At 67.9% G+C, this 15,178-nt stretch carries 16 protein-coding genes; 11 read left to right on the forward strand and 5 right to left on the reverse strand.

Translation table 11 applies throughout. The features are described from left to right. Positions 1 to 11: 11 nt before the first annotated feature. The 4 genes from FBZ87_RS21095 to FBZ87_RS21105 all read right to left on the reverse strand — a co-directional run bounded on the left by FBZ87_RS21095 (position 12) and on the right by FBZ87_RS21105 (position 3,621). A complete protein-coding gene (locus tag FBZ87_RS21095) occupies positions 12 to 473 on the reverse strand; it encodes a hypothetical protein (protein ID WP_145612574.1) in 462 nt (153 codons plus the stop codon). Next, positions 470 to 640, reverse strand: coding sequence for a hypothetical protein (locus FBZ87_RS29315; protein WP_186454887.1), 171 nt, complete (start codon positions 638 to 640; stop codon positions 470 to 472). Before FBZ87_RS29315 ends, FBZ87_RS21095 begins: the two co-directional genes overlap by 4 nt. Before the next feature lie 417 nt (positions 641 to 1,057). After that, positions 1,058 to 3,163: a S9 family peptidase gene (locus tag FBZ87_RS21100; RefSeq protein ID WP_145612575.1), complete on the reverse strand. Its 2,106-nt coding sequence runs from the start codon at positions 3,161 to 3,163 to the stop codon at positions 1,058 to 1,060. An 80-nt stretch (positions 3,164 to 3,243) separates the two neighbouring features. Beyond that, positions 3,244 to 3,621, reverse strand: coding sequence for a hypothetical protein (locus FBZ87_RS21105; protein WP_145612576.1), 378 nt, complete (start codon positions 3,619 to 3,621; stop codon positions 3,244 to 3,246). A gap of 323 nt (positions 3,622 to 3,944) precedes the next feature. Between FBZ87_RS21105 and FBZ87_RS21110 the strand changes: the two genes are divergently transcribed. From FBZ87_RS21110 to FBZ87_RS21135, 6 genes are all read left to right on the forward strand, one after another. Continuing rightward, a complete protein-coding gene (locus tag FBZ87_RS21110) occupies positions 3,945 to 4,928 on the forward strand; it encodes an ABC transporter substrate-binding protein (protein WP_145612577.1) in 984 nt (327 codons plus the stop codon). Between the two features lie 75 nt (positions 4,929 to 5,003). After that, positions 5,004 to 5,825 carry an ABC transporter permease gene (locus tag FBZ87_RS21115; RefSeq protein ID WP_145612578.1) on the forward strand — a complete coding sequence of 274 codons (822 nt, stop codon included), beginning with the start codon at positions 5,004 to 5,006 and terminating at the stop codon, positions 5,823 to 5,825. Positions 5,826 to 5,828: 3 nt separating this feature from the next. After that, complete coding sequence (locus FBZ87_RS21120) at positions 5,829 to 6,620, forward strand: ABC transporter ATP-binding protein (protein ID WP_145612579.1); 792 nt, start codon at positions 5,829 to 5,831, stop codon at positions 6,618 to 6,620. Then, positions 6,583 to 8,430, forward strand: a complete 1,848-nt coding sequence (locus FBZ87_RS21125; protein WP_145612580.1) for an ATP-binding protein — start codon at positions 6,583 to 6,585, stop codon at positions 8,428 to 8,430. The genes FBZ87_RS21120 and FBZ87_RS21125 overlap by 38 nt, the downstream gene beginning before the upstream one ends. Next, entirely contained in the window at positions 8,414 to 9,748 is a 1,335-nt protein-coding gene (locus FBZ87_RS21130) for a sigma-54-dependent transcriptional regulator (protein WP_145612581.1), read from the forward strand. The genes FBZ87_RS21125 and FBZ87_RS21130 overlap by 17 nt, the downstream gene beginning before the upstream one ends. A 13-nt stretch (positions 9,749 to 9,761) precedes the next feature. Continuing rightward, a complete protein-coding gene (locus tag FBZ87_RS21135; protein ID WP_145612582.1) occupies positions 9,762 to 10,598 on the forward strand; it encodes a beta-keto acid cleavage family enzyme in 837 nt (278 codons plus the stop codon). A gap of 8 nt (positions 10,599 to 10,606) precedes the next feature. On the opposite strand, the gene FBZ87_RS21140 is transcribed toward FBZ87_RS21135, so the two are convergent. Next, on the reverse strand, positions 10,607 to 10,801 hold the full coding sequence (locus tag FBZ87_RS21140) for a helix-turn-helix domain-containing protein (RefSeq protein ID WP_145612583.1): 195 nt from the start codon (positions 10,799 to 10,801) through the stop codon (positions 10,607 to 10,609). Positions 10,802 to 10,894: 93 nt separating this feature from the next. Here FBZ87_RS21140 and FBZ87_RS21145 point away from each other — a divergent pair, with 93 nt between their 5' ends. The 5 genes from FBZ87_RS21145 to FBZ87_RS21165 all read left to right on the forward strand — a co-directional run bounded on the left by FBZ87_RS21145 (position 10,895) and on the right by FBZ87_RS21165 (position 15,164). Next, positions 10,895 to 11,590, forward strand: coding sequence for an XRE family transcriptional regulator (locus FBZ87_RS21145; protein ID WP_281288998.1), 696 nt, complete (start codon positions 10,895 to 10,897; stop codon positions 11,588 to 11,590). 157 nt (positions 11,591 to 11,747) lie between these two features. After that, positions 11,748 to 12,053 carry a hypothetical protein gene (locus tag FBZ87_RS21150; protein ID WP_145612585.1) on the forward strand — a complete coding sequence of 102 codons (306 nt, stop codon included), beginning with the start codon at positions 11,748 to 11,750 and terminating at the stop codon, positions 12,051 to 12,053. A 296-nt stretch (positions 12,054 to 12,349) separates the two neighbouring features. After that, complete coding sequence (locus FBZ87_RS21155) at positions 12,350 to 12,841, forward strand: MarR family winged helix-turn-helix transcriptional regulator (RefSeq protein WP_145612586.1); 492 nt, start codon at positions 12,350 to 12,352, stop codon at positions 12,839 to 12,841. After that, positions 12,838 to 14,952 (forward strand): FUSC family protein, encoded by a 2,115-nt coding sequence (locus FBZ87_RS21160; RefSeq protein WP_145612587.1) that lies wholly within the window; start codon positions 12,838 to 12,840, stop codon positions 14,950 to 14,952. The genes FBZ87_RS21155 and FBZ87_RS21160 overlap by 4 nt, the downstream gene beginning before the upstream one ends. Beyond that, on the forward strand, positions 14,949 to 15,164 hold the full coding sequence (locus tag FBZ87_RS21165; protein ID WP_145612588.1) for a DUF1656 domain-containing protein: 216 nt from the start codon (positions 14,949 to 14,951) through the stop codon (positions 15,162 to 15,164). Before FBZ87_RS21160 ends, FBZ87_RS21165 begins: the two co-directional genes overlap by 4 nt. Positions 15,165 to 15,178: the final 14 nt, after the last annotated feature.

Raw genomic sequence — 15,178 nt, forward strand, 5'->3', positions numbered from 1 at the left:
CCTGCTTGTCGTCAATGCGCTTTGCGCTCAATCAAAAAGTCGACGCTCTCGAAGAGATAGATTGCCTTGTCACCCCCCAGGAAAAGCACGCGGGCGTAGGGGCCGCCGCCGCAGTTCAGGCGCGTGTCTGTGACAGTGCCGCCGGCGGGAAGCAGTTTTTGGGCACCCTTAGGTAGTTTGAATAGTTTTACCGCCTCTAGACTGGATAGTGCCCGGTTCGGATAGGCCACGTCTGAGGCGCAAGTCGTTGAGAAGGGATCGGTAAACGCGGTGCCGGAAAGAATAATTTCCGTACCGACCTCTGCCGGCTGCCGGCCCTTGCACTGGCTGCACAACACTTTGGTCACGGTCCAGGTCCCGAACATTTCGGGCGAGCCTTGAGGGTTGGCCATTGGTGGCAGAGCAACATCCGCTTGGACAGCAGCGGTCAGCATCATCCCCATTGCGAAGACGGTTGCAGCCAACAGCTTCATTGTGCAGGCCCCTTGTAGCGAAAGAACTCCTTCTTGCGTGGCCACCACCAGGTATCAGGTACCTTGACCCGACCAACGCCTTTGGACTGCATCCCTACGAATTCAGACGACGAGAGCATGATGGCGACATGGGCGGGGAAATCATGCTTGATACCGTTCTTGGTCACTTCGTATGGAACCTGACCTTTTGGAAAATAGACGATATCGCCTACCTGAGGTGGTCCTAGCACGGGCTCAAAACGTAGCCGATCCGCCGCGATTGCGCTGAGGATTCTCGAACGAAATGCGGATTGACGGTCTTGATGGCCAGCCAAACGAAGTATGAGCAGTCAAACGTGCCATCTGAAATAGGTGGAGTCGCATAGGCCGCATCCGATTTTGTGCTCCAAAGATTGAGTGCAGCAGTGGCTATACGTTCGGAAACAGAGGGTGGTGGCTGCTGGTCCATCGCGCGTCACGTGGAGGTTCATTCAACGCAACAATGGTTGTATCGCTGGCGCCGTCTTCAAGGGAGCGGAGATCAAAATAAGGGGCCGCCCCCACGGACGGCCCCCTCTCCATTTGCTTTTAGCTGACACCGGGCCTTACTTGGCCTCGGCCGTCCAGGTGTTCAGCCAGCCCAGCACCTCCTGGTGCCACTGGACGGAGTTCTGGGGCTTCAGCACCCAGTGGTTCTCGTCGGCAAAGAACACCAGCTTGCTAGGCACGCCCTTGCGCTGCAGGGCGGTAAAGGCGCCCAGGCCCTGTTCGAAGGGGATGCGGAAGTCGCGGCCGCCGTGGATGATCAGCTGCGGCTTGGTCCACTGGTCGACGTGGTTGGCGGGGTTGAAGCGTTCGTACCCGGCCGGGTTCTCCCAGACCTTGCCGCCGTTCTCCCATTCGCTGAACCACAGTTCCTCGGTGGAATAGCCCATCATGCGGTTGTCGAAGACGCCGTCATGGTTGACCAGGCACTTCCACGGGCCGTTCCAGTTGCCGGCGATCCAGTTGATCATGAAGCCGCCGTAGCTGGCACCCAGCGCGCAGGCCCGGTCGCCGTCCAGGAAGGGGTACTTGGCCAGCGCCGCGGCCCAACCCTTCTGCAGGTCCTCCAGCGGGCGGTCACCCCAATGCTGGCTGATGGCGTCGGTGAAGGCCTGGCCGTAGCCGGTGGAGCCGTGGAAGTCGATCATGACCACGGCATAGCCCGCACCGGTGTAGGCCTGCGGGTTCCAGCGGAAGCTCCAGGCGTTGCCGAAGGAGCCCTGGGGGCCACCGTGGATGATGAAGGCCACCGGGTACTTGTGGCCTTCCTGATAATTGGCCGGCTTCACGACATAGCCGTGGACCGTTTCGTTGTTCCAGCCGGGGAAGCTGAACTGCTCATAGGCGCCCAGGGCGACGTCCGCCAGCTTGTCGGCGCCCACGTGGGTCAGCTGCTCCGCCTTGCCGCCCTTCAGCGACACCTTGTATGCCTGCGACGGGCCGGACAGGCTGTCGGCCATGTAGACCACGCCCTTGTCGCCGCCCTTCACCAGGTCGATGGCCGTCACATGGCCCTCGCCGGTCAGCGCCTTCACCGCACCCGACTTCACGTCGACGGAGAACAGCTTGGACTGGCCCACGTCGTAGGCGGTGGTCAGGAGCGTGCGGCCATCGGCGGTCCAGGCCAGCGTGTCGGCGGAGCGGTCCCAGCTGGGGTCGATCTCGCGCGTTTCGTCGCTCTTCAGGTCGCGGACCATGATGCCGAAGCGGTCGGCCTCGAAGGTCGGCCGCTTCATGGCGCGCCAGGCCAGCTTGGACCCGTCGGGGCTGAACACGGGCCCCGTGTCCATGGCGGCGTTACCGGCCGTCAGGTTGACGGGGGCGGCGCTGCCGTCCATGGGGACTTGCCACAGGTCCAGGTTGGTGCTCCACGGTTCCGTGCGGCCGGCCAGGCGGGCGGTGAAGACCACCGTCTTGCCGTCCGGGCTGATGGTGATCTCGCTGTCATCGCCGAAGGGCTTGCCCGGCGCGTCGCCGTCGAAGCCCTTCATCAGCGGCACGGGCGCGCCGGTGGCGACACCCTCGCCGTTCAGCGCCAGGGCGAACAAATGGTTGCGGGTGCCGTCGGCCCATTCATCCCAATGACGAACGAAGACCTTGTCGAACACCACGCCGCTGGACTTGGCGATGTCCGCCGGCTTGGCCGGCTTGTCACCCGTCTCGGTGCCGGGGAACACGGCCATGGACACGACGATGTGCGTGCCGTCCGGCGCCAGGTTGAAGCTGCCCACGTCCAGCGGCAGGGCTGTCACCTGGGTGGCCTGGGTGCCGGCCGCATTCGTCTTCCACACCTGCTGGCTGCCGGACCGGCCGGACATGAAATAGAGGCTCTTGCCATCGGCCGACCAGCGCGGGGTGCTGGCGCCGCCGTCGGAGATGGCCAGGCGGCGGCCGTCGCCCTTGCCATCGATCTCTTTCACCCACAGGGAGTGGGCGGCCTTGTTGCTGGCGTAGTCGACGGTGCGGACGTCGAAGGCAAGCAGGCGTCCATCGGGCGAAACGCGCGCGTCGCTGGCGCGGTCCATCGTCGCCAGTTCCATCGGCGTCAGGCCGTGCTTGGCTGCCTGCGCGTCGGCCGGCGTGGCGGCCAGGGCCAGCGTCAACGCCAGCGGCGCGCAGAAAGTGACGCGCCGGGCCAGGCCCAGGGCGGAAACGGATCGGTCCATCAAGCTCTCCAGAAAGGCAAGAACCCCATCGGCCGTTGCGGCCGCTTGGCGGCCGTCATAACCCAAAACGCTTCCCAAGCCTACCGCCCAGCGGCGTCGTACCACCACCTGCCCCGGTACCCGTCCCGAAACAACCAGCCGGCCAGGCCACCCAGCGCCCCCGTGAAGACGGACAGCGCCGTCCCCAGCGCCAGGATGACGGCGGGCACGTCGCCCAGCCGCCACGACACCAGAATGCCTATGAGGGCGCAGGCGCCGCCCACCAACGCGCCGCCCATGACAGCGATGGACAGCCCGGTCCGGGTACGGCCGTAGAGGAAGCCGGCAAGGGCGGAGATGGCCATGCCCCCCACGGCGAAGAAATCGGCGATCACCGGCACGTAGTGGCCGGCCACCACCATGGCCACTTGCAGCGCCGTGCCGGCCAGCGTAGCACGGAACAAGATGCTCCCCGGCATGGGCGTCGGTTTCCTCCCGTGATGAATGAGACGATCCTGAACCATCGGCGGGGACAGCACCACCCACAACAACGGCGGAAAAGGTTACAGACCGCACCCGTCCCTGCCGGGAAAACCGCCGGATCGGCCGCTGGACGCCCCTCCCCGTCGTCGGGTGGCCATGCTACGAACCCGCAGGTACGCTGGGGTTGGCGCGTTTTCGATGTCATGACAGGTTGACTGGCACGCCTTCTGCTATGCTGGTCGCTACCAAGCGTATGCGTACCCAGGAACGCCGGCAATGATCGGCGGCCTTCGATCCAAAAGCCCGGGAGGCACCTAAGATGAAGTCCAAGAAGACTTTCGTTTCCGCCCTATTCGGCGCCAGCGCCCTATCCGCCGTCCTGGCCATGCCGGCCGCCGCCGAGGATGTGGTGCGCCTGGGTAACCTGAAGCTGGCCCACTTCGGCGCCGTGTCCTACACGCAGATGCTGACCGACTGCGGCATCAAGGTGGAGGAGCGGATTTTCGCCAAGGGCCCCGACATCATGCAGGCCATGGTGGCCGGTGAGCTGGACGTGGGCGCCACCGCGTCCGAGGCCGCGATCTCCGGCCGCGCCGCCGGCGCCCCCATCTACATCGTCGCCGGTTTCGCCAAGGGCGGCGCCCGCCTGGTGGCGGCGCCCGAGGCCAAGGTGACCAAGGTCGCCGACCTGAAGGGCAAGAAGGTGGGCGTCACGCGGGGCGGCATCCAGGAGGTGCTGCTGGCCGCCGAGCTGGCGCAGAACAACCTCACCTGGTCCGATCAGCCGGGCAAGGACGTGCAGATCGTCTACCTGAACTATCCGGACCTGAACCAGGCACTGATGCTGAAGCAGCTGGACGCCATCATGCAGACGGAGCCGCAGGGCTCGCAGGCCGTGAACGGCGGCTTCGGCGTCGAGGTGATGAAGCCCTACGACACCGCTATCGGCACCCCCGTGCGCACCCTGGTGATGTCGGAGGAGTTCCACGACAAGCATAAGGCCGTAGCCGAGAAGTTCATGCGCTGCTTCGTGAAGGCAACCAAGACCTTCATCGACAAGCCGGACGTGGCGTCCAAGTATGTGCGCGAGACGCTGTTCAAGAAGCAGCTGACCGAGGCCGACTTCAACAGCGCCATGGGCAACGCCCAGTACAGCTATGACATCGATCCGGCCCAGATCCAGATCACGGGCGAGACCATGGCGAAGTATGGCGTGTCCAAGATGGCCAAGGTGCCGACCGCCACCGATTACGTGAAGCTGGACCTGCTGGCCGATGCCAAGAAGGACCTGGGCATCCAGTAAGCGCCTGGGCCCGCCGCCACCCAAGCGGCGGGCCTTTTCCCATCCGCCCTTTCCGCCTTTAAGGGGAGTACCCGAATGCGGCGTAACACTTGGTTGGCGGCCCTGCAGGGGGCTGTCGTGCCGCTCGTGCTGCTTGCCATCTGGCAGGCGGCGTCCAGTTCCGGCCTGGTCAACGCGAAGATCCTGCCCTCGCCCGTGGCGGTGGCCGTGCGCTGGTGGGCCTATCTCGCGCCGGCCGAACCATACGATCCCGCGAACGGCGGCTACGTTGCCTGGCTGTTCTCCGGCGAGCTGATCATGGACGCCATGGGCAGCCTGTACCGCGTCGTCATGGGCTTCCTGGTGGGGGCGGTCCTGGCCCTGCCGATGGGCCTGGCCATGGGCGCCAGCCGGGCCGCCTTCCGCTGGCTGAATCCCCTGGTGGAGGTGCTGCGGCCCATCCCGCCCATCGCCTACATCCCGCTGTCCATCCTGTGGTTCGGCCTGGGCAATCCGCCGGCCATCTTCCTGATCTCGCTGGGCGCCTTCTTCCCCGTCCTGGTCAACACCATCGCGGGGGTACGCCAGGTGGATGGCATCTATCTGCGCGCCGCCCGCAACCTGGGGGCCGGGCCCTTGACCATCTTCCGCCGCGTCATGCTGCCGGCGGCCACGCCGTACATCCTGTCGGGCGTGCGCATCGGCATCGGCACCGCCTTCATCGTCGTGATCGTGTCGGAGATGATCGCCGTCAACAACGGCCTGGGCTTCCGCATTCTGGAGGCGCGGGAGTACTTCTGGTCCGACAAGATCATCGCCGGCATGCTGACCATCGGCCTGCTGGGCCTGGCCATCGACAGCGGCGTCACCCGCATCAACAACCACCTGCTGCGCTGGCACCGCGGGCTGGAGCACTGAACCATGTCCGACATCCTGATCAACCACGTCTACAAGCGCTTCGCCGTTCCGGGGAACGAAGTGGTGGCGCTGAAGGACATCAACCTGGACATCGCGTCGGGGGAGTTCATCTGCCTGCTGGGCCCCTCCGGCTGCGGCAAGTCCACCCTGCTGAACGCCATCGCCGGCTTCTCTCACCCCACGGAGGGCAGCATCACCGTGGGTGGCCGCCCGGTGGTGGACCCCGGACCCGACCGGGGCATGGTCTTCCAGGAATACGCCCTGTTCCCGTGGATGACGGTGTTCAAGAACGTCCGCTTCGGGCTGGAGGTCAAGGGCGTGGCCAATGACGTAGCCGACGCCCGGGTGCGCGAGCTGCTGGACATGCTGGGCCTGTCGGAATTCGGCGAGCGCTTCCCCAAGGATCTCTCTGGCGGCATGCGCCAGCGCGTGGCCATCGCCCGCGTCCTGGCGCTGGACAGCCCCGTCCTGCTGATGGATGAGCCGTTCGGCGCGCTGGATGCCCTGACCCGGCGGTCCCTGCAGGATGAACTGCTGAAGATCTGGGCGCGCCTGGGCAAGACCATCGTCTTCGTCACCCATTCCATCGAGGAGGCCATCTACCTGGCCGACCGCATCGTTGTCCTGACCTACCGTCCCGGCACCTTGAAGCGCGACATCCGGGTGGAGATGCCGCGCCCGCGCGACGCCGCCTCGCCCGAGTTCAACACGCTGAAGCGCGAACTGTCCCGCCTGGTGTCGGAGGAACAGCAGCGTCATGAGGCGGCGGAACGCGCCGGCCTCACCACCGACTGATCTCCACTTGGCCGGCCCCTTCCCCTTCACGGCCCGCGTCCGCGCCGTCGGCACCGGCGGCGCCCTGGCGCTGCTGCTGGCGGTGGCCGGGGCGGTGGGAATGTGGGTGCTGGCGGTGGGCCATGCCGAGCGGCGGGCGGTGGAGGCGGTGGCCGCCGACGCCCGCCACCGGCTGGAGATCTACGCCAACAACCTGGACAGCGCGGTCGAGCGCTTCGACTACCTGCCCTCTGTCGCCGCGCGGGACCCGGCGGTGGCGGCGCTGGCGGCGGCCGGCTTCGGCCATACCGATCCGGCCGAGGTCGGCCGGGTGAACCGATATCTGGAAGCGGTGAACGCGAGCGCCGGATCCGCCGTCCTCTACCTCATGGACGCGGAGGGGCGGACCGTGGCGTCCAGCAACTGGAACCGGCCGGACAGCTACCTGGGCGTGGACTTTTCCTACCGCCCCTATTTCAAGGACGCGCGTGACCAGGGCGTGGGCCGTTTCTATGGCGTGGGCACGGTCACCCGGCTGCCCGGCTATTTCATCGCGGCACCGGTGGAGCGGGATGGACGTCGCGTGGGCGTGCTGGCCGTCAAGATCGTGCTGGACGCGCTGGAGGACGGCTGGCGCACCTCCCACGACGCGGTGCTGGTGGCCGACCGTTTCGGCATCGTCTTTTTGTCGTCCAATCCGGAATGGAAGTTCCGCGCCCGCCGGCCGCTGGACCCGGACACCGTGACGTACCTGAATGAGACCCGTGAATATGTCGGGTTGGACCATCCGCCGCTGGTGCTGCCCCGCTCCCTTCGGGTCCATCCGGATCTGCTGGTGGAACGGGGGCTCAGCCGTTATGGCTGGACCATCGCGCTGGCCGCCGATGCCCACCCCGTGGCCCAGGCCGCCACCACGGCCCGCATCGGCCTGGCGCTGCTGTTGCTGTTGGCGCTCGCCATTGGCCTTTACGTGCGCCAGCGGGTGAAGCGCCTGCGGGAACAGCGGCTGGCCAAAGCCGCCCTGGACCGCGCCTACCTGGACCTGGAACGCCAGGTGGAAGCGCGCACCGCGGACCTGCGCGACGCCCAGGCCGAACTGGTGCAGGCCGCCAAACTGGCCATGATCGGCCAGGTGGCGGCGGGCGTGACCCATGAACTGAACCAGCCGCTGACGGCCCTGCGCGCCCTGGCCGACAACGCCCGCCTGCTGCTGGACCAGGGCCGGCAGGCGGAGGTCAGCCAGAACCTGGTCCACATCGCCGGCCTGGTGGACCGCATGGCCAAGATTTCCAGCCAGCTGCGCAACTTCTCCCGCCGCAGCGAGGGGCCGGCCCAGCCTGTCGCCCTGCCGGGCGCGGTGCAGGAGGCGCTGGCCTTGCTGGACCGCCGCCTGAAGGAGGCGCGGGTCCAGGTGACGGTGGACGTGCCGGAGATGACGGTGGCCTTCGACCCCGTGCGCCTGCAGCAGGTGCTGGTCAACCTGATCCGCAACGCGGAGGATGCGACGGCCGGGGTAGCCGAGCCCCGCATCGCCATCACCGCCGCCCCGGCCCAGTTGGACCAGCGCGCCGCCGTGCGGGTGACGGTGGCCGACAACGGCCCGGGCCTGGATCCGGCGGTGCGCGACCGGCTGTTCGACCCCTTCGTCACCACCAAGCCGGGCGGCCAGGGCTTGGGCCTGGGCCTTGCCATCTCCCTGGCCATCACCCAGGAATATGGCGGGCAGTTGGAGGCTCGCGATGGGGACGCCCGCGATGGCGAAAATACCGGGGCCGTCTTCCTGCTGACCCTGCCTCTGATCTCAGTTGAGCACGATGACCCAACCGCCTGATATCGCACCCGTTGTCCTGTTCGTGGATGATGAGGAAATCATCCGCCTGACCGTGCGCCAGACGCTGGAGCTGGCGGGCTTGGCCGTGGCAACCTACCCGACGGCGGAGGCGGCGCTGGCCCACCTGTCGCCGGATACTCCGGGCATCCTGGTGACCGACGTGCGCCTGCCGGGCATGAGCGGGCTGGACCTGCTGTCGCGGGTGCGGGCGCTGGATGCGGAACTGCCGGTGGTCCTGGTCACCGGCCAGGGCGATGTCTCCATGGCGGTGCGCGCCATGCAGGACGGCGCCTACGACTTCATTGAGAAGCCCTTCGTCACCGACCATTTCGTGGAGGTGATCCGCCGCGCCCTGGAAAAGCGCGCCCTGGTGCGGGAGAACCGGCGCCTGCGCCAGGCCCTGGAGCAGAACGCGGCGGTGGAGAACCATCTGCTGGGCCAAAGCCCGGCCCTGGTGCGCACCCGCCGCCTGGTGGCGGACCTGGCCGGCACCGACGTGGACGTGCTGGTGCTGGGGGAAACGGGCACGGGCAAGGAACAAGTGGCCCGCGCGCTGCACGAGGGCGGGCCGCGGGCTGCATTTCCCTTTGTCGCCGTGAATTGCGGCGCCATCCCGGACAGCATGTTCGAAAGCGAGATGTTCGGGCATGAGGCCGGCGCCTTCACCGGGGCGGCCAAGCGCCGGGTGGGCAAGATCGAATACGCCCATCGTGGCACCCTGTTCCTGGATGAGATCGAGAGCATGCCGCCGGCCCTGCAGGTCAAGCTGCTGCGCGTGCTGCAGGACCGGGCGCTGGAGCGGCTGGGCGGCAACGACCGGGTGATGGTGGACCTGCGCGTGGTGGCGGCCACCAAGGAGAACCTGCTGGATCTCGCCAACGCCGGCCGCTTCCGCGCCGACCTCTATTACCGTCTGAGCGTCGTCACCCTGACCCTGCCCCCCTTGCGCGACCGGCGGGAGGACATTCCCCTGCTGTTCCAGCACTTCGCTTTGCAGGCGGCGGCCCGCTTCCGCCGGCCTTATGCCGAACCGGTGCCGGCCCTGCTGCGCGCCCTGATGCTGAAGGATTGGCCGGGCAATGTGCGCGAACTGCGCAACGCCGCCGACCGTCATGTGCTGGGACTGGCGGAAGACGAGGGTCCTGGGACCGACGGCGGCTCCCTGGCTGACATCCTGGATGGGGTGGAGCGGCACCTGATCACCGAGGCCTTGCGCGCCAGCGGCGGCCAGGTGACGCGCGCCGCCGAGACACTGGGCGTGCCGCGCAAGACGCTGTACGACAAGATGAAACGCCTGAATATTGGCGGCGCGGAATGAATTGGGGCACCGAATGAACGCCGATCCCGTGATCCTGACCGTGGCGCCCAACGGCGCCCGCCGTCTGAAGACCGACCACCCGGCCATCCCCCTGGACCCGGCGGAGATCGCCCGGGATGCCGCCGCCTGCCTGGAGGCGGGCGCCGCCATGATCCACATGCACGTGCGGGACGGCCAAGGCCGCCACCTGCTGGACGCCGATGCCTACGCCGCCGCCACGGCGGCCGTGCGCCAGGCCGTGGGCGATCGCCTGGTCATCCAGGTGACGACGGAGGCCGCCGGCATCTACCACCCGCCCCACCAGATGGCCGTCATCCGCGCCCTGAAGCCAGAGGCGGTGTCGCTGGCCATCCGCGAACTGGCCCCGGACACCGCGCATGAGAAAGACGCCGCCGACTTCTTCGCCTGGCTGGCGCGGGAGAGGATCATGGTGCAGACCATCCTCTATTCTCGGGACGACCTGCTGCGCTGGCACGATTTGCGCCGTCGCGGCGTGATGCCGGAGGCGCCGCACTTCCTACTATACGTCCTGGGCCGCTACACGGCAGGGCAAGTCAGCGATCCGCATGACCTGTTGCCCTTCCTGGCACCCGTCGCGGGTACGCCCGACGACAACACCGGCGACGTGCCCTGGGCCGTCTGCGCCTTCGGCCGGCGAGAGAACGCCTGCGTGCTGACGGCCGCCGGCCTGGGTGGCCATATCCGTGTCGGCTTCGAGAACAACCTGCACTTGCCGGACGGCACCCTCGCCCCCGACAACGCCGCCTTGGTGGCCGCCGCCGCCCAAGGCAGCCGCCTCATGGGCCGCCCGCTGGCCACGGCGGACGAGGTGCGGGCGCGGTTCGGCTGACCCGCGCCCTAAATCGCGGTGCTGAAAAAGTCGTTGGGCATCACCGCCCCGCCGGTTTCTTCCATGATGGCCCGCATGGCGGCGGCGTCGGGGTGGCGCTGGCCGGTGCACCACCGGGCAACGGTGGAACGGCTGCGTCCGATGCGGCGGGCGAATTCAGCGGCGGTGAGGCCGTGCGCCTGGAGGTAGTCGGCGAGCGTCATGGCCAGATGGTGCCGAATGGGCAACTTTCTGTCAACGCGTTGCCCGCATGGCGACTGACGATTGGTAGCCGCTGTGGCAACTTCGCTGTCATGATGGACCGCCCGCCCAACCGTATCCGTGAACTTCGTGAAGCCAAAAGGATGACCCAGGAACAGCTGGGCGCCCTGATCGGCACCGATAAGACGGTGATCTCCAAGCTGGAATCCGGCCGCACGCGCCTGTCGCAGCAGCGCATGATGGCGATCGCCGCCAGCCTGGGCTGCGGTGTGGCGGAATTGCTGGAGCCGGTGACGGCGGCGTCGCCCCCGTCCGACTGGGGACAGGACGACGCATCCGTCGAGGTGGCGGAGGTCGATATCTACGGTGACCGGCGTGGCGGCTTCCTGTCGAGTCACCAGGGGGCCGGCCATGGGGGTAAGCCGCAGGGCTTCCGCGAGGATGAGACCATCGCCCCCTGGCGCTTCCCCGCCAGCTATCTCTCCGCCGAATTGCAGGTGCGGCCCGCCGCCGTGCGCATCGTGGAGGTGCGGGGGGACGGCATGGAACCCACCCTGCTGCCCGGCGACCGGGTCATGGTCAACCTGGCCGACCAGTCCCCCTCGCCCCCTGGGATCTTCGCCCTGTGGGATGGACAGGGCGTGGTGATCAAGCGGCTGGAACTGATCATGGGCAGCCACCCGCCCATGGTTGAAATCCGCTCCGACAATCCGCATCACCGTGTCTACGAGCGGGCGGCGGCCGACATCGACATCATCGGCCGTGTCGTCTGGGTGGGCCGGCGCCTTTGAGCGCCACCCGTCTTCGATGCGCAAGTTGCCAGGAGAGCAACTTATGAATTGACGGGCGGTTGCCGTTCAGGCACCGTCAGGATATCGGCTGTTCTGTCGATGTTCCCCTTCCCCAAGCGCTGACCGCCTGAGGAGCCCTTTCCCCTTGGAGAGGCTGATGACCCGTCTTGAGCGCACGACACAGTTTTACTGGCAATTGGCCCAGTTGGCGCGGCACGACACTTTCCTGGACCTGGTGGTGCGTGGCCTGGACGGGCTGGCCGTGGTGGCGCGCACTGCCCCCAGCCATCGCTTGCGCCGGGCCGCCGCCGCCCATGTTGGCGTGGCCGCGCGGGCGCATCGTTTTCTGAATGCGGATCGGCTGGAACAGGCGGCGGTGGCACTGACCGCCGCGCCGAGCTGGCCGATTCCTTGCAGGCCAGCTCCGCCATTCGCGCGTAAAGCCGGCTGTCCGAAGGGATAGGGGCGCCCGGGGGGATAAGCGGGCGTCTGGTTTGCGAGCAATCATAAGTGGTATGATGACGCATCCCCCTCATCAGTAGCGGGTTCACCTAGCAATGAGAGGCCGTGGCGCCGCCCGCTGTTTGGCCTGTTATGACCTGCCTGCGGCGGTGACACCGCTGCCGCTGCCCCCATCCCGTTCTTCCCAGTCTACCTCTACCACCCCCGTGTTGCCGGCGGCGCCATCATGCAGACGCAGATCTGGTCCCCGCTCATGAACATTTGAATGCTAATCGTTAGGATTCTAATATTCTGGACATGGAACAAACGGCTCCCCTTCCCATTACCCCCCGGCACCGGGCCTTCGGCCTGACGCTTCTCTATCTCACCCGGCGGTGGCGGCGGGAGGCGGACGCGGCGTTGAAGGCCTATGGCCAGTCCGAGGCGACGGCCCTGCCGCTGGTGGTGCTGGCCCGCCTGGGCGACGGCATCCGCCAAGGCCAGCTGGCGGATCATGTGGGCGTGGAAGGCCCCTCGTTGGTGCGGCTGGTGGACATGCTGGAAAGGGACGGTCTGTTGGAACGCCGCAGCGACCCGCGCGACCGACGGGTGAAGACCCTGCACCTGACAGCCAAGGGCCGCGCGTTGGCCCTTCAGTTGGATGACGCCCTGGACGGCATGCGCCAGCGCCTGCTGGCTGAGGTGACGCCGGAGCAGCTGGATACCACGCTGACCGTCTTCGCGGCCGTTGAACGCGCCCTGGGCGGGTCCCCGGGCGCCAAGGACGGCACCGAGGGAGATGCGCCGTGACCGCCGCCGCCTGGTTCTCATCTCTTTTCCGGGGCTTCTCCAAGGGCGCTGGCGACTGGATGTTCGCGGCCAAGACGGCCGCCGCGGCCCTGGCGGCCTTGTACATCGGGTTCAGCCTGGACTTGCCGCGCCCCTACTGGGCGGCGGGGACGGTCTTCATCGTGTCGCAGCCGCTGGCCGGCGCCATGCGGTCCAAAGGCGTGTTCCGCGTGATGGGGACGGTCATCGGCGCCGTGGCCACGGTGGCCATCATTCCCAACCTGGTGGACGCCCCGCCCTTGCTGTGCGTCGCCATGGCGCTGTGGACGATGGTCTGCCTGACCTTGGCCCTGCTGGACCGCACGCCGCGCAGTTACATCTTCATGCTGGCGGCCTACAGCACCGCGCTGATCGGCTTCCCCACCGTCACCGACCCCGGCACCGTGTTCGACGCCGCCCTGGCCCGGGTGGAGGAGATCACCGTCGGCATCCTCTGCGCCACCGTCATCGGCAGCGTCATCTTCCCGCGCGGCATCGGCCCGGTGATCAGCGACCGCATTGACGCCTTCGCCGCCGATGTCACCCGCTGGGCGCGGGACGCCCTGGCCGGGGCGGAGGAAACGGCGGCCACCCGCTCGGACCGGCGCCGCCTGGCCGCCGACGCGGTCGAACTGCAAATGATGGCCACGCACCTGGATTACGACACCAGCCACCTGCACGGCATGAGCCAGGAGGTGCGGCAACTGCGCCAGCGCCTGGTCATGCTGCTGCCCATCCTGTCGGGCCTGGGCGACCGCGTCCGTGCCTTGAAAGCCGACGGCCAGCCGCTGCCGGCGGCGCTGGAGGTGTTGCTGGCCGACGTCGGTGACTGGGTGGCGGACCTGGAGGCGCCGGCGGACCGCACGGCGGATTTGCGCGCCCGTATCGCGGCGCTGCGCACGGCGCCGGCCGACTGGCACGACGTGCTGACCCTGAACCTGCTGACGCGGCTGAAGGACCTGATGGACGCCCTGCAGGATTGCCGCGACCTGCGCCGGTACACAATCAGCGGCGGCCATGGGCCCAAGGTACGCCGCCGCCGGGGCGGCCGGGCGGGGGCGGAGGTGGTGATGCACCGCGACCTGGGCATGGCCCTGTGGTCCGGGGCGGGCGCCGCCATCACCATCCTGCTGGGCAGCGCCTTCTGGATCGGCACGGAATGGGCGGACGGCGCCATCGCCCTGGAAATGGCGGCCGTGGCCTGCTGTTTCTTCGCCGCGCAGGACAACCCGGTGCCGGCCATCCTGGACTTCGCGCTGTACAACGCCGTGGCCGCGGTGCTGGCCGGCATCTACATCTTCGCCATCATGCCGCACATTGACGGCTTCGTGATGCTGGCCTTCGCCCTGGGTCCCATGTTCCTGCTGCTGGGCCGCGTCATCGCCAATCCGCGCCTGGCTGGCCGGGCCCTGGCGGTAGGCGCCACCCTGCCCACCCTGGCGGGCCTGAGCAACACCTACAGCGCCGACTTCGCCTCCTACCTCAACAGCGCCTTGGCGCTGGTGCTGGGCATGGGATTTGCGGGGCTGGTGACGGCGCTGGTGCGCGCGGTGGGCGCGGAATGGGGCGCCCGGCGCATCCTGCGCGCCTGCTGGTACGACATCCGGGCCGTGGCCGACATCCGCGCCCCCGCCCCCGACGGCGGCCTGCGCCCCGTGTTCGCCGGCAAGCTGCTGGACCGCATGGGCCTGCTGGTACCACGCCTGGCCGCCCTGCCCCCGGGGTCGGAAATCGCGGCCGCCGACGCCCTGGCCGACATCCGCACGGGCATGAACGTGCTGGAGCTGCGCGGGGTGGAACGGGCCCTGCCCATCTCGGCGCGGGCGGCGGTGGACGGGGCGTTGTCCCTGCTGGCCGACCATTACCGGGCCGTCTGCCGCGCCGGTGCCCCGCGCCCGCCCTCGCCGCCGTTGCTGGCCGGCATCGACGCCGCCCTGGCGGCGCTGATGCCCCTGCCTGACCGCAAGCCGCGCCAAGCCTTGCTGGCCTTGGCCGGAATCCGCCGGGCCCTGTCGGACGGCGTGCCCGACCTGCCGCCGCCCACCCCCGCCGTTCCCGCCCCTCCCACCCCGGAAGAAAGCCTGGCCGCATGATCGGCGAAATGGACATTCACGGCGTTTTCGTCTCCCCCCTGCTGGTCTGGGGCGTGGTCGCCTTCCTCATCTCCATGGCCGTGCGCTGGGTGCTGCGCCTGGTGGGCGCCTATCGCCTAGTCTGGCATCGGCCGCTGTTCGACCTGGCCGTTTACGTCATCGTCCTCGGCGGGGTCGCCGCCGTCTTCACCCACTACACGTCTCATCCCTGACTTGCTGGACGCCG

Origin of the sequence: Nitrospirillum amazonense, assembly GCF_007828035.1 — a bacterium.
Taxonomy (GTDB): domain Bacteria; phylum Pseudomonadota; class Alphaproteobacteria; order Azospirillales; family Azospirillaceae; genus Nitrospirillum; species Nitrospirillum amazonense.

What these genes read in the sequence shown, in the direction of transcription:
- FBZ87_RS21135 (WP_145612582.1), top strand. Translation starts at nt 9,762, where the DNA reads ATGAACGCCGATCCCGTGATCCTGACCGTGGCGCCCAACGGCGCCCGC.
- FBZ87_RS21100 (WP_145612575.1), bottom strand. Translation starts at nt 3,163, where the DNA reads ATGGACCGATCCGTTTCCGCCCTGGGCCTGGCCCGGCGCGTCACTTTC.
- FBZ87_RS21145 (WP_281288998.1), top strand. Translation starts at nt 10,895, where the DNA reads ATGGACCGCCCGCCCAACCGTATCCGTGAACTTCGTGAAGCCAAAAGG.
- FBZ87_RS21115 (WP_145612578.1), top strand. Translation starts at nt 5,004, where the DNA reads ATGCGGCGTAACACTTGGTTGGCGGCCCTGCAGGGGGCTGTCGTGCCG.
- FBZ87_RS21095 (WP_145612574.1), bottom strand. Translation starts at nt 473, where the DNA reads ATGAAGCTGTTGGCTGCAACCGTCTTCGCAATGGGGATGATGCTGACC.
- FBZ87_RS21110 (WP_145612577.1), top strand. Translation starts at nt 3,945, where the DNA reads ATGAAGTCCAAGAAGACTTTCGTTTCCGCCCTATTCGGCGCCAGCGCC.
- FBZ87_RS21150 (WP_145612585.1), top strand. Translation starts at nt 11,748, where the DNA reads ATGACCCGTCTTGAGCGCACGACACAGTTTTACTGGCAATTGGCCCAG.
- FBZ87_RS21165 (WP_145612588.1), top strand. Translation starts at nt 14,949, where the DNA reads ATGATCGGCGAAATGGACATTCACGGCGTTTTCGTCTCCCCCCTGCTG.
- FBZ87_RS21140 (WP_145612583.1), bottom strand. Translation starts at nt 10,801, where the DNA reads ATGACGCTCGCCGACTACCTCCAGGCGCACGGCCTCACCGCCGCTGAA.
- FBZ87_RS21155 (WP_145612586.1), top strand. Translation starts at nt 12,350, where the DNA reads ATGGAACAAACGGCTCCCCTTCCCATTACCCCCCGGCACCGGGCCTTC.
- FBZ87_RS21105 (WP_145612576.1), bottom strand. Translation starts at nt 3,621, where the DNA reads ATGCCGGGGAGCATCTTGTTCCGTGCTACGCTGGCCGGCACGGCGCTG.
- FBZ87_RS21125 (WP_145612580.1), top strand. Translation starts at nt 6,583, where the DNA reads ATGAGGCGGCGGAACGCGCCGGCCTCACCACCGACTGATCTCCACTTG.
- FBZ87_RS21120 (WP_145612579.1), top strand. Translation starts at nt 5,829, where the DNA reads ATGTCCGACATCCTGATCAACCACGTCTACAAGCGCTTCGCCGTTCCG.
- FBZ87_RS21130 (WP_145612581.1), top strand. Translation starts at nt 8,414, where the DNA reads ATGACCCAACCGCCTGATATCGCACCCGTTGTCCTGTTCGTGGATGAT.